This is a genomic window from Marinobacter sp. L-46 (genome assembly GCF_056859535.1).
Genome location: NZ_JBSXOP010000074.1, coordinates 25,569 through 39,171 on the forward strand (window position 1 = coordinate 25,569; position 13,603 = coordinate 39,171).

At 58.3% G+C, this 13,603-nt stretch carries 14 protein-coding genes and 1 pseudogene; 6 read left to right on the top strand and 9 right to left on the bottom strand.

Going from position 1 to position 13,603, the window contains the following annotated elements; all coding sequences use genetic code 11:
• The first annotated feature begins 5 nt into the window (after positions 1-5).
• The gene (locus AC13DJ_RS12190) at positions 6-839 is read left to right on the top strand and encodes a M90 family metallopeptidase (RefSeq protein ID WP_482933758.1); all 834 of its coding nucleotides are present in this window, start codon (positions 6-8) and stop codon (positions 837-839) included.
• Positions 840-842: 3 nt separating this feature from the next.
• Here the strand turns inward: AC13DJ_RS12190 and AC13DJ_RS12195 are convergent, their stop codons facing one another.
• The gene (locus AC13DJ_RS12195; RefSeq protein WP_286816289.1) at positions 843-1,076 is read right to left on the bottom strand and encodes a hypothetical protein; all 234 of its coding nucleotides are present in this window, start codon (positions 1,074-1,076) and stop codon (positions 843-845) included.
• Positions 1,077-1,100: 24 nt separating this feature from the next.
• Between AC13DJ_RS12195 and AC13DJ_RS12200 the strand changes: the two genes are divergently transcribed.
• Complete coding sequence (locus AC13DJ_RS12200; protein WP_286816288.1) at positions 1,101-3,293, top strand: OsmC domain/YcaO domain-containing protein; 2,193 nt, start codon at positions 1,101-1,103, stop codon at positions 3,291-3,293.
• On the opposite strand, the gene AC13DJ_RS12205 is transcribed toward AC13DJ_RS12200, so the two are convergent.
• On the bottom strand, positions 3,290-4,183 hold the full coding sequence (locus AC13DJ_RS12205) for a diacylglycerol/lipid kinase family protein (RefSeq protein ID WP_482933759.1): 894 nt from the start codon (positions 4,181-4,183) through the stop codon (positions 3,290-3,292). The genes AC13DJ_RS12200 and AC13DJ_RS12205 overlap by 4 nt on opposite strands.
• Positions 4,184-4,504: 321 nt before the next feature.
• Between AC13DJ_RS12205 and AC13DJ_RS12210 the strand changes: the two genes are divergently transcribed.
• A complete protein-coding gene (locus tag AC13DJ_RS12210) occupies positions 4,505-5,266 on the top strand; it encodes a THxN family PEP-CTERM protein (RefSeq protein WP_482933760.1) in 762 nt (253 codons plus the stop codon).
• 70 nt (positions 5,267-5,336) lie between these two features.
• Here AC13DJ_RS12210 and AC13DJ_RS12215 read toward each other — a convergent pair whose 3' ends face one another.
• On the bottom strand, positions 5,337-5,714 hold the full coding sequence (locus tag AC13DJ_RS12215; RefSeq protein ID WP_094624717.1) for a nuclear transport factor 2 family protein: 378 nt from the start codon (positions 5,712-5,714) through the stop codon (positions 5,337-5,339).
• 303 nt (positions 5,715-6,017) lie between these two features.
• Here AC13DJ_RS12215 and AC13DJ_RS12220 point away from each other — a divergent pair.
• A pseudogene (locus tag AC13DJ_RS12220) lies at positions 6,018-6,537 on the top strand (hypothetical protein).
• A gap of 32 nt (positions 6,538-6,569) precedes the next feature.
• Here AC13DJ_RS12220 and AC13DJ_RS12225 read toward each other — a convergent pair.
• The 4 genes from AC13DJ_RS12225 to pdhA form a co-directional block, all read right to left on the bottom strand.
• Positions 6,570-7,115 carry a copper chaperone PCu(A)C gene (locus AC13DJ_RS12225; protein WP_482933761.1) on the bottom strand — a complete coding sequence of 182 codons (546 nt, stop codon included), beginning with the start codon at positions 7,113-7,115 and terminating at the stop codon, positions 6,570-6,572.
• Between the two features lie 81 nt (positions 7,116-7,196).
• Complete coding sequence (locus AC13DJ_RS12230; RefSeq protein WP_482933762.1) at positions 7,197-8,321, bottom strand: dihydrolipoamide acetyltransferase family protein; 1,125 nt, start codon at positions 8,319-8,321, stop codon at positions 7,197-7,199.
• Between the two features lie 10 nt (positions 8,322-8,331).
• Positions 8,332-9,336 carry an alpha-ketoacid dehydrogenase subunit beta gene (locus AC13DJ_RS12235; RefSeq protein WP_482933763.1) on the bottom strand — a complete coding sequence of 335 codons (1,005 nt, stop codon included), beginning with the start codon at positions 9,334-9,336 and terminating at the stop codon, positions 8,332-8,334.
• Positions 9,333-10,412 carry a pyruvate dehydrogenase (acetyl-transferring) E1 component subunit alpha gene (gene pdhA / locus AC13DJ_RS12240; protein ID WP_482933764.1) on the bottom strand — a complete coding sequence of 360 codons (1,080 nt, stop codon included), beginning with the start codon at positions 10,410-10,412 and terminating at the stop codon, positions 9,333-9,335. The genes AC13DJ_RS12235 and pdhA overlap by 4 nt, the downstream gene beginning before the upstream one ends.
• Before the next feature lie 301 nt (positions 10,413-10,713).
• On the opposite strand from pdhA, the gene AC13DJ_RS12245 reads away from it, so the two are divergent.
• Positions 10,714-11,433, top strand: coding sequence for a tellurite resistance TerB family protein (locus AC13DJ_RS12245; protein WP_482933765.1), 720 nt, complete (start codon positions 10,714-10,716; stop codon positions 11,431-11,433).
• Positions 11,434-11,531: 98 nt separating this feature from the next.
• On the opposite strand, the gene AC13DJ_RS12250 is transcribed toward AC13DJ_RS12245, so the two are convergent.
• On the bottom strand, positions 11,532-11,870 hold the full coding sequence (locus AC13DJ_RS12250) for a zinc ribbon domain-containing protein YjdM (RefSeq protein WP_058340254.1): 339 nt from the start codon (positions 11,868-11,870) through the stop codon (positions 11,532-11,534).
• Positions 11,871-11,997: 127 nt separating this feature from the next.
• Here AC13DJ_RS12250 and AC13DJ_RS12255 point away from each other — a divergent pair, with 127 nt between their 5' ends.
• Entirely contained in the window at positions 11,998-12,453 is a 456-nt protein-coding gene (locus tag AC13DJ_RS12255; protein WP_094624711.1) for a YaiI/YqxD family protein, read from the top strand.
• A 45-nt stretch (positions 12,454-12,498) separates the two neighbouring features.
• Here AC13DJ_RS12255 and AC13DJ_RS12260 read toward each other — a convergent pair whose 3' ends face one another.
• Positions 12,499-13,587, bottom strand: coding sequence for an NAD(P)-dependent alcohol dehydrogenase (locus tag AC13DJ_RS12260; protein ID WP_094624710.1), 1,089 nt, complete (start codon positions 13,585-13,587; stop codon positions 12,499-12,501).
• Positions 13,588-13,603: the final 16 nt, after the last annotated feature.

The window sequence follows — 13,603 nt, forward strand, 5'->3', positions numbered from 1 at the left end:
TACCCATGTCGCCCGCACTGATCTTTTCCCTGGCCGCTATCCTTCTGCTTTCCGGAACGGTCTTTTACCTGTTCTTCTACCGCAACTGGCGACGCCAGCGAGAACTGCAACAGCCCTTCCCTGCGCCCTGGCGGCGCCACCTCAAGGAAAACGTACCCATCTATAACCAGCTCTCCAACGGCCACAAATCCCGGCTGGAGAACCTGGTTCAGCTGTTTATCGCGGAAAAGGAATTCTATGAATGCGCAGGCTTTCACATCGATGACCGGGTACGGGTGACCATCGCGGGTCATGCCTGCCTGTTATTGCTGGAACGAGCCTTCTCGAACTACGACGATGTAAAGAGCATTCTGGTCTACCCCGACATCTACCGGGTACAGGACACCGACAGCGATGGCCTGGTGGTCAGCACCAGTGACGAAACCCGGGCCGGAGAGGCCTGGTCCCATGGCCGGGTGATTCTGGCCTGGAGCCAGTGTGAACAAGCCATCGCCAATCCTCATGGTCCGCACAATGTAATTCTTCACGAATTCGCCCATCAGTTGGACTACCTGGATGGCACCGCAGACGGCGCACCACCACTGAGTGGCGATGACGCTGCACGCTGGCAGAAAACCATGACCGAAGCCTGGGACCACCTGCAACACCGACTGGAACACCACCACAAACCCTGGCTCGACCCCTACGGCGCCACCGAACCAGCCGAGTTTTTCGCAGTGCTGACCGAAGCCTTTTACCAACAGCCGCGCCATTTGAGGCATGAACAACCCGACGTCTATGAGGCCCTGTGTCGTTTTTACCGGATCGACCCGGAGCACATGCGCGCCCACCAACCATGACAGTCAGCCGCCCATGCCGTCTCCTTTTACACCGAGGCGATCCAGGTAAAGATGCAACTCCTGCTCACTAATATTCACGTATTCCAGTACCCGGCCATAGAGCATCACGGTAGGCACATTACGCCCGCCCAATTCCTTCTGGGTCTCGCTCAGGACGTAAAGTATCGTCCGTTCCGTTTTTGTGAGACCATCCCGCGCATCGGGGATCACCTCGTCTATTCCGCGTAAACTGCTCATATTTCTGAATCCGGTAAGCTGCCCATGGAAATCAAAGTCAATTATCTCGACAACCTGAGGCTTGAGGCCAAGTTTGACGATTTTACCGTCATCTCAGATCAGCCCGTCCGCTACAAAGGCGATGGCTCGGCGCCCGGCCCGTTTGACTACTTCCTGGCCTCATCGGCCATGTGCGCAGCCTACTTTGTGAAGGTTTACTGCAATGCCCGGGATATCCCCACAGACAACATCCGGCTGTCGCAGAACAACATTGTAGACCCGGAAAACCGCTACAAGCAGATTTTCAAGATTCAGGTGGAACTGCCGGAAGACATTTCCGACAAGGACCGCCAGGGCATCCTCCGCTCCATCGACCGCTGCACGGTCAAAAAGGTGGTGCAAACCGGTCCGGATTTCCAGATTGAAGTGGTGGAAAACCTGGACGAAGACGCCCAGGCCCTGCTGACTGCCGCCCCGGGCGGTGACTCCAGCACCTACATCGAAGGCAAAGACCTGCCGCTGGAACAGACCATTGCCAACATGGGTGGCATCCTGGCGGATCTCGGTATGAAGATCGAGATTGCCTCCTGGCGCAACATCGTGCCCAATGTTTGGTCCCTACACGTGCGCGATACCGCCGCCCATATGTGCTTCACCAACGGCAAGGGTGCCACCAAGGAAGCCGCGTTGTGCTCGGCCCTGGGTGAATTCATTGAGCGCCTGAACTGCAACTTTTTCTACAACGACCAGTACTTCGGCCAGGACATCGCCAACAGCGAGTTCGTGCATTACCCGAACGAGAAATGGTTCCAGCCAGGTCCGGAAGGAGAACTGCCCGAAGGTATCCTGGACGACCATTGCCTGGCCATCTACAACCCCGATGGCGAATTGCTGGGCACCCACCTGTATGACACCAACTCCGGCACCCCGGAGCGCGGTATCTGCAGCATTCCCTACGTGCGCCATTCCGATGGGGAAACCGTGTATTTCCCCTCCAACCTGATCGAAAACCTGTATCTGAGCAACGGCATGAGCGCCGGCAACACGATGCAGGAAGCACAGGTGCAGTGCCTGTCCGAGATCTTCGAACGGGCAGTGAAAAAAGAAATCATCGAAAACGAAATCGCCCTGCCGGATGTGCCGGACAGCGTGCTGGCCAAGTACCCGGGGATTGTCGAAGGCATCAAGGCCCTGGAAGAACAGGGCTTCCCGGTACTGGTGAAGGATGCCTCTCTGGGCGGCCAGTTCCCGGTGATGTGCGTGACCCTGATGAACCCAAAAACCGGCGGCGTGTTTGCCTCCTTTGGCGCCCACCCCAGCTTCCACGTAGCGCTGGAGCGCAGCCTGACCGAACTGCTGCAGGGCCGCAGTTTCGAGGGCCTGAACGACCTGCCCGCCCCCACCTTCAACTCCATGGCGGTGACTGAGCCTAACAACTACGTTGAGCACTTTATCGACTCCAGCGGGGTGGTGTCCTGGCGCTTCTTCAGTGCCAAATCCGACTACGATTTTGTCGAGTGGGATTTCTCCGGCACCAACGAAGAAGAAGCGGCCACCCTGTTCCAGATGCTCGCGGACATGGGCAAGGAGTGCTACGTAGCCGGCTTCGATTATCTGGGCGCCCCGGTGTGCCGCATCTTGGTACCCGGCTATTCCGAGGTGTACCCGGTGGAAGACCTGGTGTGGGACAACACCAACATGGCGTTGGCATTCCGGGAAGACATCCTCAATCTCCACCGCCTGGATGAAGACGAACTAACCAGCCTGGTGGAGCGGCTGGAAGAGGCCGAGCTGGACGTGTACATGACCATCGTCACTCTCACCGGTATCGAGTTCGATGAAAACACCGTGTGGGGCCAGCTCACCATTCTGGAACTGAAACTGCTGATCTACCTGGCGCTGGGTGAACTGGAAGAAGCCCAGGAACTGGTGGAGATGTTCCTGCAGTTCAACGATAACACCGTTGAGCGCGGCCTGTTCTACCAGGCCATGAACGCAGCCCTGGAAGCGACACTGAACGAAGAACTGGAGCTGGAAGACTATCTCTACAACTTCCGCCGCATGTTCGGCAACGAGGTGATGGATGCCGTCGAAGGTTCCATCAACGGCGCCGTGCGTTTCTATGGCCTTGAAGAAACCGGCATGGACCTGCGCGGCCTCGACCGGCACCTGAAGATGATCGAGAGCTACAAAAAGCTGCACGCGGCCCGGGCCCGTAAAGCCGGCATCTCAGTCTAACCCGTTGCCGGCTGCTCGCCGGTATGCACTACCCTCTTGCCAATCACTCGGATAGCGCCCGGCCGGCAAGTCGCCCGAAAGGGCGTTTTGCCGGCTACATCACCGTCTACGGTTACGGTTCTGGGCTGCTGGGTGTCTATCTGGCACCACTTGCCTTTGATCTGAATAACTGTGCTGGTTCTCCGGGGCGTTTTTCGGTTCAGCCGAACCGTCAGGAAGGTCAGTAACAACTGGGCTAGCGGGCGGGGGCGTATGGCAATGATATCCAGCAGTCCATCGTCAGCCGAGGCTTCCGGTATTTCCTGGCCGCCGCCAAAGTAGGCTCCCGTGGCAACCGCAATGGAGAGCCAGCGGCCTTCGAGCGATGAGCGATCCGTCTGAATCCTGGCCCGGAAGCCCCGCTTGGCACCCACCTGCTGAAACAGGGTGGCCAGGTAGCTGAACTTGCCCAAAGCTTGCTTGGTTGGGGAACTGGCTTTTCGGGAGGGCAAGGTTCCAAGCCCGATGTGAGCCACATTCAAATAAATGCGATCTGAAAACTCCGCCACATCGATCCGTTGCGAGCCACCCTCTGCCACCAGCCGAACAACCTCTGAAGGATCCTCAGGAAGGCCCAGGTTTCGGGCGAAGTCATTAGCGGTGCCCGATGGCAGAACCGCCAGGGTTGCCCCGGTACGAAGACAAAGTGACGCCACGCCGTTTACCGTACCGTCTCCACCCGCCGCCATCAGGCAATCATCACCCGATACAAGGCGAATCCAATGCTCGGCGTCATCCAGCTTGCAAACGGTTACCTCATTAATGCCCTGTTCGCGCAAGTGCCTCAGCCAGAAATCGCCGTCGCGACGGCCATCGCCAGAACCCGGGCTGTCCACCAACCAGTAAGCCATGCCCATTCCTTCAGGAGAAAATAATAATCCCTCTCAATTGATAGCACGGCTTGCCGGTTTCTTCATGCCGGGAGCATTACCGTATGGCAACGAGAGATCGCTACAGTCCAGGCGCGACCGAAAGACTGTAAATAATGTGGACACATTACCGCTCCCAGCAGCGATAAGCAGCGCTGGAACAGCCTAAGAACAACGCAAATGTCAGGTTAATTGACACATATTTTCAGGGCCTCATAAAAACAGCCACAAATCAATAACCTAAAGAAATGGCACTTAACTTGCTAAACGAGAACGGACTCACTCAAAACGAAGGAACGAATAATGAAAATGCTAGCAAAAGCCTTAGTCGCAACTGCAACCGCACTGACCGCCAGCGCTGCGTTTGCCTTTCCAGTTAACCTGACCTCTGTATCCGGAAGCTTTGAAAATGCCGTTGGCGGTTCCAACTCCAACGTCAACGGCGAAGGCACCAGCCAGATTCGCTGGGGGTACAGCTCTGGTTACGGCCAGAGTGGCTATAACTTCGATGGAACGTCTCCGCTCCCTCAGACTATCCTGGACAGCGACGCATTTGTGCTGGGCAGCCTGACGCACATTAACCGGCCCATCACCGGTAATGGCATCACCGGGGTGGATCTCGCCGTCAATCTTGGCTTTGATGGCTTTGGTGATAACGGCGGCTCATCGGGCACTTTTGTCTTTGCCCACAACGAAACGCCGAACACAGCGCCGGAAGTTACAGGGCAATGGTGCAGCGGGTTTATTTTTTTCGGCAGCTGCGTCTTCGGACAGTGGAGAGATATAATCGAGTACACTGGCGATGTAGATGATCAGGTTTGGATTCTGGATCAATACCTGACCAGTTCAGAGTTCCAGCTGGGCAACAACCTTTACAGCCTGGATCTGATTGGCTTTGCCGGCGAAGTGGAAACCTTCTTCACCGCGGAAAACGCTGACACATCCATCAACCTGATGGCCAGCCTCAACGTCACCGAGTTGCCCGTGCCGGAGCCCGGCACCATGGCACTTCTGGGTCTGGGCCTGCTTGGCCTGGGCGCTGCCCGCAAGCGCGCAAGGCAGTAATCAGAACCTGCCTTCAGGGAGTGTGCCTGAAGGCAGTCTGCTAAGGCTGAACAGGGGAACCCTGCCTTGTTCAGCCTGCCGTTGGCAGGTTACCCCCCAACATATTCTCTACAACTGCGGCGTTATAGAAAGTTTCCATGGTATGGATTTTGTCATCACGAACTCGAAACCACACCGCAAGCCGCACATCTCCGATGGGTTCAAAATGCGTCCGGTAGTCCAGGATCGCAAACACGTGCTCGCCGTCTGCGCTTAGCTGCCGCAGCACAAGGTCTTTCTGGATAGCGGCCATGCCGAACTGGTAAGCGAGCATGTCGTCCCGGCTGAGGAAGCGCATGTTGGGCCCCACATACTCGAAGCCATCCTCCGCCAGCAAGGTCTTGGCCTCGTCAAAACGCTGGGCGTGAATGTCTGAAATAAACTGCGCCACAATATCCTTTGGCGACATAGCTGAACTCCGCTCTCGGGGCTGTTGAATAGCAGATTAAACCGTTACGGCATTCTGCATTCAATTCAGAACCGCCGCAACGCCCCGAGGTGCAAGGCGGTGCCGTAATAGCGAAGGAGAGTGACCACAATGACTTTATGCCACCCGTCAATATAAGTCGGAAACCGCTTCTGGAAGTGCTACCGGCTAACGGGCAAATTCGGTACCATACCCCGCCCTCGAAACGCCCGCCCGCAGCGCCTTGCCTGCGCTGCAGCTGCTGATCGCCAGAGGTGATCCAGTTAATCCTGCAGAGGCTTGCCATTGTCTACCAACGCCTTATACACGGACTTGTCCGGGTACTATGACCTGATGTGTGCAGATATCGACTACCGGGCGCAAAGCCGGGGTATCCGACGCCTGCATCAGTTGTTCGGTAAGCGATGGCATCGAGAAACTCAAAGGCTGCATCCGCAGTGCCCACCAGGCGTTATCGGAGAACGGGCTGTTCTGTTTCAATGCGGTGGACAAAACCCGCATCAATAACAACCTGTATGTCAGCCACACAGCGCAGCATGATGGCAGCGAGTTCAGCTTCCGTTCCGGCTGGCACTACGCCGGCCCTGGTGAGCGGCAATCACTGCGGCTGAGTATTGACCGCAATACCAACGGTGTTTGCGAGTCCTGGCAGGATGAGCACCCGATGGTGGCACTCAGCTTCGGCGAGTTCGAAGCGCTGTTGAAGCCGTGGTTCGAGGTACACATCTTCGAACACGACTACGAACGCATTGTGCCCTGGGATGGAGAATCCGGAAACGCGATCTTTGCCTGCGTGAAGCGTTAAGCGCTTCCGGATCAGAACACCCTCAGACCGCCTCAGTGTTTCATTTTGGAATGTTCCATCTTCGAGTGGTCCATAGGCATGCCATCCAGCGGCTGGACCACCAGCTCAATATCCATGTCGTCCGCACCGTCGAAGTCCAGCTGCACCGGAATTTTCTCGCCTTCAACCAGGGGCTGGGGTAACTGCTCCAGCATCAGGTGATAACTGCGGGGTTTCAGCTGCACGGTTTCGCCAGCCGGAATGGCCAACCCACCCTTCACCGGCTGCATACGCATTACGCCTTCGTGCACGGAGGTTTCGTGGATGGAGACATGGCCGGCTCTCGGGCTTTGTGCCGCCACCAGGGTGATGTCCTGCTCACCATTATTAGTGATGGCCAGGTAGCCCACGCCCATGGGCGTGCCGGGCGGGGTTGGCCGGCTCCAGGGGTTGTCGATCTGGACCTTGCTATGCCCAGCATGGTTACCATGATCAGCCGCCAGTAACGGTGTTGCCAGGGTGGTACAGGCCAACAGCAGCGCGGAGGTCAGTTTATTGAATCGGTTCATGGTGTCTCGCACGGTGATGGTTTCAGGCATTTGAAGGCCCTTAGTGTTATCGCCAACGCGCCGGTTGGCAAGTACCCGGAACAGCAGGCCGGCGACCACCGGCCCGCCCGTTCAGCCTGTTTTCTGCAACGCATCGACCAGCGCGCCCAGAAACCGCGAGGCTTCGCCGCCAGTGGCAGCCCGGTGGTCGAAGGTCAGGGACAGGGGCAGAATGCGACGAATGGTCGCAGCACCATCATATGGCACCACCTTCTCCCGAATACGCCCGGCGCCCACGATAGCCACCTGGGGCGGGCTGACGATGGGGTTGGCGTACTGGCCGGTCATGGTGCCGAAATTGGACAGGGTGATGGTGGCACCCTGCATCTCCTTTGGTGGAATCTTGCGGGTGGCCACCGCTTCCCGCAGGTTCTCCAGCCCTTTGCGCAGGTCTTTCAGGTTACGGTGTGTTATGTCTCTCAGCACCGGCACAAACAAGCCCTCGGGCGTATCCACGGCAATGCCTACGTGCACCTCGCTCAGTAACTGGCGGCTCAGGTTGTCGCCATCAAACCAGCAGTTTAGCTCCGGCACCGCATCGCAGGCTTTCCCGATGGCCTGGACCAGGCGCATGGTGGTATCGGTGCCCTTTTTCCAGTCGCCGATATCCACATCCTCAAAAATAGAGACTGGCACTACCTGGGCGTGAGACAACGCCATGTTCTTCGCCATGGTGCGGCGGGTGCCACGCAAGGGTTCAGCATCGCCCAACTGTTTCTGGTGGCTGGCCTGTTTGTGTACGTCGTCTGTGGTGATCAGGCCGCCGGGCCCGCTGCCTTTGATGGTTTCCAGGCTGACACCCAGCCGCTCCGCCAGCGCCCGCACACCAGGAGTGGCCCGGTTGGCACGGGCCCGTTTGCTGGAGGCAGCTGCGCCGACAATGAACTGGTCTTTCTGCGCGCCCTGCCCATCCCCTTTGCCGGAGGATTTCAGCTCACCCACCACCGTACCGGTGTCGTCACCCGCCCCTTCAAAGGCCAGCAGGGGTTCGCCGGTGTGAATGATGTCCCCGGGCTCGCCATAAAGTTTGGCAATGGTACCGGCCTGGGGCGACGGCACTTCAACGATGGCTTTGGCGGTTTCGACGCTGACCAGTACCTGGTCCACACCCACCGTGTCACCCACCTTGATGTGCCATTCGACGATTTCGGCTTCGGGGAGGCCTTCGCCCAGGTCTGGGAGTTTGAAGTTTTTCATGGTTATCCTCCTAGAGCGCGATCACCTGTTCGACGGCGTTTACGATGTCTTCCACCTGAGGCAGGTAATACTGCTCGTTCCGGTAGTAAGGCATCACGGTGTCGTAGCCGGTTACCCGCACCACCGGAGCCTGCAGGTCCAGAAAAGCCGCTTCGGCAATGGAAGCGGCTACCTCCGCACCCACTCCGCCATTTCGGCAGGCTTCATGGATGATCACCGCCCGGCCGGTTTTGGCGACCGAGCACAGCAGGGTTTCCCGGTCCAGCGGGCTGACGGTGGCTGCATCGATCACCTCGCAACTCACGCCCTGCTCTGCCAGTTTATCGGCCGCTTGCAGGGTTTCCATCACGCAGGCACCCCAGGTGATCAGGGTCACGTCATCGCCTTCTCGCAGGGTAAAGCAGGTATCCAGCGGCAGCGCCTCGCCGTTGTCTTCGACGCTTTGGGTCACCGCCCGGTAGATACGTTTGGGCTCCAGAAAGATCACCGGGTCCGGGTTGCGGATGGCCGCCAGCAGCAGGCCATAGGCCCGTTGTGGCGAACTGGGGATGACCACTCGCAGGCCAGGGATATGGGCAAACAGGGCTTCGGTGCTTTCAGAGTGATGTTCCGGCGCATGGATACCACCGCCGAACGGCGCCCGGAACACCAGCGGGCAATGCAGCCGGCCCCGGGTGCGGTTACGCATGCGCGCAGCGTGGCTGACAATCTGCTCCATACCGGCATAGATAAATCCCATGAACTGGAACTCTGCCACCGGCTTCAGGCCCTGGGTGGCCATGCCGATGGTGGTGCCCGCAATCAGGTTTTCCGCCAGCGGTGTGTCCATCACCCGCTTGAATCCGAAGGCTTCTTTCAGACCCACCGTGGCACGGAACACGCCGCCATTGGTGGCGATATCTTCGCCCAGCACCACCACGTTTCCGTCGTCCGCCATGGCCCGGTGCAGGGCCATGTTGACCGCTTCCACCAGGGTCACGTCACGGGTTTCATTCGAACGCTTTGCCGCATTCATGCTGCACCTCCCCGGTATTTGTTGGCAATCTGCTCACGCTGGGGGTGCAGCGCCGCGGGGAGGGTTTCAAACAGATAATCCAGCATAGCGGTGGGTGGCTCGGCCTCGGTGGCCAGATATTCCTCCACGGCTTTTTCTACGGTTTGCTTGCAGTCCGCCTGCAGGGCCTTCTCCTTGTCCGGGCTCCACAAACCGGCATCGTGAAGCCAGTTCTGCAGGCGTTTGATGCCATCCTTTTCCCAGGCGCGTTTAAGATCTTCGGCAGTGCGATAGCGGGTGGCATCATCTGCGGTGGTGTGGTCGCCCAGCCGGTAGGTCACCGCTTCAATCACGGTTGCGCCCTTGCCGCCATGGGCCCGCTCCAGAGCAGCGTCCAGTGCTTCAATCGTCGCGAAGTAGTCGTTGCCATCCACAATGTGGCCCGGCAATCCTGCACTGATGGCTTTCTGGGCGATGGTCTCGGCGCCACTTTGCAGGCTGCGGGGGGTGGAAATGGCCCACTGGTTATTGATCACCACAAACACCACCGGCAGGTGCCAGGCACCGGCCAGGTTGATACTCTCCAGAAAGTCGCCCTTGGAGGTACCGCCATCGCCAATGCAGCACACCACCGCCCGCTGCTGGTCGCGAATTTTCATGGCCGAGGCCACACCTACGGCATGGCAGCACTGGGTGGCAATGGGTACAGAGATTGGCAGGTCTTCCGGGCAATTCTGCCAGGCGCTGCCGCGCTCGTCGCCGCCCCAATACAGCAGCAACTCCCTGAGGCTGACGCCCCTCAGAATATGGGCAGCCTGGTCCCGGTAGTACGGCACAAACACATCGGACTTCGCCATGCCCTGGCCAATGGCCGTGCCCACCACTTCGTGCCCCAGCACAGAGGGATAGGTACCGCATTTTCCGGTACGTTGCAGGGCAATGGCTTTGGAATCGAAGGTGCGGGTCAGCACCATGTTGCGGTAGGCGGCCAGAACCCTGTCGGTGTTCCCGGCCTGGGGCGGCAGCTCACTCAGGGGCTTGCCGTGATCATCCAGATAGCGGGTGCTATCCACATGAAACTCATGGACTTCTTTCATCCCATCCTCCTGTCCCCCGGCTTCGCGATAAAAGCCTGGCTGCACTAAAGCCTGCTTGTGGCGGGCAACGGCAGCGGTGGGGTGGTTCGTCTTGTTGTTGGCGCGGGTTACGCGCTGCGGGATTTCTCCGGGTGCTAACGGACACCCTGTTTAATATTTAGACGATGGTTCGGAAATGATCAAAGGAACTTTACGGGCAGGCGCCTGACAATACGTTCATCCCGGATTCATGTTGGTTATGGTTTGTTGTGGCTAAACTCAATGAGCAAACACGGGCAACGCCCCTCGAAGGAGCTGAACAATGAACGTCATGTCGGTACTGAATCAGATCATGGGGCAGGCTCAAGGTGGCCAATCCCGAAGCAACGGTGGAATGGATATAAACAGCCTGATGGGCAGCCTTGGCAACCAGGTCTCTGGCGGGAATAGCGGCAGCGGGATTGACGTCAAGAGCCTGCTGGGCGGCGGTGCTCTGGGCTTGATGCTGGGTTCCAAGCGCGGCCGAAAGATGGGCGGCACGGCGCTGAAATATGGCGCTCTTGCAGGTGTAGGCGCGCTGGCGTGGAAGGCCTACCAGAATTACCAGAGCAACGCACAGGGCGTCCCTCAGCAAGCGCCAGCCCAACAGGGCCGGCCACTGGAACAACTGCAGGGTGCCGAGCAGGAAAAGCGTGGTCTTGAGATACTGCAGGCCATGATCATGGCGGCCCGGGCTGACGGCCACGTAGACGCCAACGAACGCGCACTGCTCACTCAGGAAATCGAAAAACTGGGACCAGACGACGAATTACACAACTGGATTCAACAACAGTTTGATGCCCCGCTGGACGCCCAGGCGCTTGCCAAAAACGCAGATTCCCCCCAGGCAAGCCGGGAAATCTATGTGGTCAGCGCCGTTATGATTGATGATCAGAACGCCATGGAACGAGCGTGGCTGGACCAACTGGCCGCGGCCCTGAACCTCGACCCCGGCCTGGCCAAAGAGCTTGATCAACAAGTGCGGGCCGTCAGCCAGGCCTGAGACTCAATCATCCCACCGTTCATATTGCTGGCCTTGCCGCAACAGCCAACAGGTAACCCCCAAAGCCAGGGTGGTTGCGGCAATGGCCATCAAAGCGGTCAGGCCTTTTTGACAAACTCTGACTTAAGCTTCATAGCACCCACGCCATCCACTTTGCAGTCGATATCATGGTCGCCATCTACCAGCCGGATATTCTTCACCTTGGTGCCGACTTTCACCACCAGGCTGGAACCCTTCACCTTCAGGTCCTTGATCACTGTTACCGTATCACCGTCCTGAAGCTCGTTGCCGTTGGAATCGCGAACCACCTTGCCAGCTGCGGCCTCCGCCTGTTCAGCTTCGGTCCACTCATGGCCACATTCGGGGCAAACCAGCTGAACGCCGTCTTCATAGGTGTATTCAGAATTGCACTGGGGGCATGGGGGAAGTTGAGACATTATCATTTCCTGTTAATTGAATGAGCATTGAATTATACCACTACCAGGAATCACCGGGCCAAAACTAACCCGCACCCGCACCGAGCGGTTAAACTGGCCACAAACAAGTTACCGAAGGAAAAGTGAAATGCCTATCTGGGTCGACGCCGACGCCTGCCCCGTGCCGATCAAGGAAATCATCTGCCGCGCCGCTACCCGCTGGCAAATCCAGACCACCTTTATCGCCAACCACGCCATCACCCTGCCGCCAAGCCCCTACATCAGCCGCCGGCAGGTACCCCAGGGCTTCGATGTCGCCGATAACGAAATCATGGACCAGATGAGCAAAGGCGACCTGGTGATCACCCAGGACATTCCCCTGGCCGCAGAAGCCATCGAAAAAGGCGCCGACGTGTTCAACCCCCGCGGCCAGGCATTCACCAAGGAAAACATCCGCCAGCGATTGGCCATGCGTAACTTCATGGAAGAGATGCGCAGTGCCGGCCAGGTGACCGGTGGCCCGGCCCCGTTTGGTCAGGCCGATCGCAAGGAATTTGCCGACCAGCTGGACCGATGGCTGCAGAAAAACACGCGCGGGAAGTAAAGTCGGGAGAATCGCCAGAGGCCCGGAGCCTCTGGCGGGAAGGGATCAACCGATTTTCAGGATCGGCTTGATGGTTTTGCCGCTGGCAGAATCTTCAAAGGCCTGGTCGATCTGGTCAAACTCGTAATACCGAACCAGTTTATCGAACGGGAATTGCCCCGCCTTGAAGTAGGCAATCAGCTGCGGAATGAATACCCGCGGCACGGAATCGCCCTCAATCACGCCGATCATGCTCTTGCCCTCAGCCATAAGATCGTTGTGAACATCCAGGGTAACTTCCGGAGTCACGCCAACAATAGCGCAGGTGCCCAGAGGCCTCAGGGCATTGAGAGACTGCTTCACCACTTGCGGCACACCCGTGGTTTCCACAGCAAAGTGGCTGCCCCCGCCGGTCAGTTTTCTTACCTCTTCAACAACATCCGTGGTCTTGCCATTGAACGCGTGGGTGGCACCCAGTTCCCGGGCCAGCTCAAGGCGACTGTCGTGAACATCCACGGCAACAATGTGCTGGCAACCGGCAATACGGGCAGCCATGACCGCACTCAGGCCGACCGCACCACACCCATAAACCACAATGCTTGAGCCAAAATCCGGCTTCAGGCGGTTAAGCACGGTTCCGGCTCCGGTCTGAATACCGCAGCCCAGCGGCCCCAGCAGGGCCAGATCCACCTCGGGGTCCACTTTCACGGCGTTACGGGCACTGACCACCGCATAGGTGCCGAAGGATGACTGACCGAAGAACGTCGCCAGCTCCTGATCACCCTGACTCAAGCGGTGGCTGCCATCGTCCATGGCGCCGCCAAAGTTAAGATCGTTAAATGTGTCACACACGGTCGGGTGGCCGGTCAGGCAGTTGCCACAGCCACCACAATGGGCAAACGACAGCACCACGTGATCGCCCGGCTTCAGGTCGGTCACGCCCTCGCCCACGGCATCCACCACACCGGCGCCTTCGTGGCCCAGAACGATTGGAAAAGGGGCAATACCCAGATCCCGTGCCACGGCATCGGTATGGCACACGCCAGTCGCCACAATTCGGACCCGGATCTCGCCCAGCGCCGGATCAGCCAGTTGCACCGGCTCCAGTTTGAATGCCTCACCCTGTCTGTGGGTTACTGCAGCTTTGATTTCCATGGAAGTCTCCTTGTAC

Excerpts from the sequence above, each read along its gene's own strand:
- AC13DJ_RS12190 (WP_482933758.1), top strand. The coding sequence starts at position 6 with ATGTCGCCCGCACTGATCTTTTCCCTGGCCGCTATCCTTCTGCTTTCC.
- AC13DJ_RS12195 (WP_286816289.1), bottom strand. The coding sequence starts at position 1,076 with ATGAGCAGTTTACGCGGAATAGACGAGGTGATCCCCGATGCGCGGGAT.
- AC13DJ_RS12200 (WP_286816288.1), top strand. The coding sequence starts at position 1,101 with ATGGAAATCAAAGTCAATTATCTCGACAACCTGAGGCTTGAGGCCAAG.
- AC13DJ_RS12205 (WP_482933759.1), bottom strand. The coding sequence starts at position 4,183 with ATGGCTTACTGGTTGGTGGACAGCCCGGGTTCTGGCGATGGCCGTCGC.
- AC13DJ_RS12210 (WP_482933760.1), top strand. The coding sequence starts at position 4,505 with ATGAAAATGCTAGCAAAAGCCTTAGTCGCAACTGCAACCGCACTGACC.
- AC13DJ_RS12215 (WP_094624717.1), bottom strand. The coding sequence starts at position 5,714 with ATGTCGCCAAAGGATATTGTGGCGCAGTTTATTTCAGACATTCACGCC.
- AC13DJ_RS12225 (WP_482933761.1), bottom strand. The coding sequence starts at position 7,115 with ATGCCTGAAACCATCACCGTGCGAGACACCATGAACCGATTCAATAAA.
- AC13DJ_RS12230 (WP_482933762.1), bottom strand. The coding sequence starts at position 8,321 with ATGAAAAACTTCAAACTCCCAGACCTGGGCGAAGGCCTCCCCGAAGCC.
- AC13DJ_RS12235 (WP_482933763.1), bottom strand. The coding sequence starts at position 9,336 with ATGAATGCGGCAAAGCGTTCGAATGAAACCCGTGACGTGACCCTGGTG.
- pdhA (WP_482933764.1), bottom strand. The coding sequence starts at position 10,412 with ATGAAAGAAGTCCATGAGTTTCATGTGGATAGCACCCGCTATCTGGAT.
- AC13DJ_RS12245 (WP_482933765.1), top strand. The coding sequence starts at position 10,714 with ATGAACGTCATGTCGGTACTGAATCAGATCATGGGGCAGGCTCAAGGT.
- AC13DJ_RS12250 (WP_058340254.1), bottom strand. The coding sequence starts at position 11,870 with ATGTCTCAACTTCCCCCATGCCCCCAGTGCAATTCTGAATACACCTAT.
- AC13DJ_RS12255 (WP_094624711.1), top strand. The coding sequence starts at position 11,998 with ATGCCTATCTGGGTCGACGCCGACGCCTGCCCCGTGCCGATCAAGGAA.
- AC13DJ_RS12260 (WP_094624710.1), bottom strand. The coding sequence starts at position 13,587 with ATGGAAATCAAAGCTGCAGTAACCCACAGACAGGGTGAGGCATTCAAA.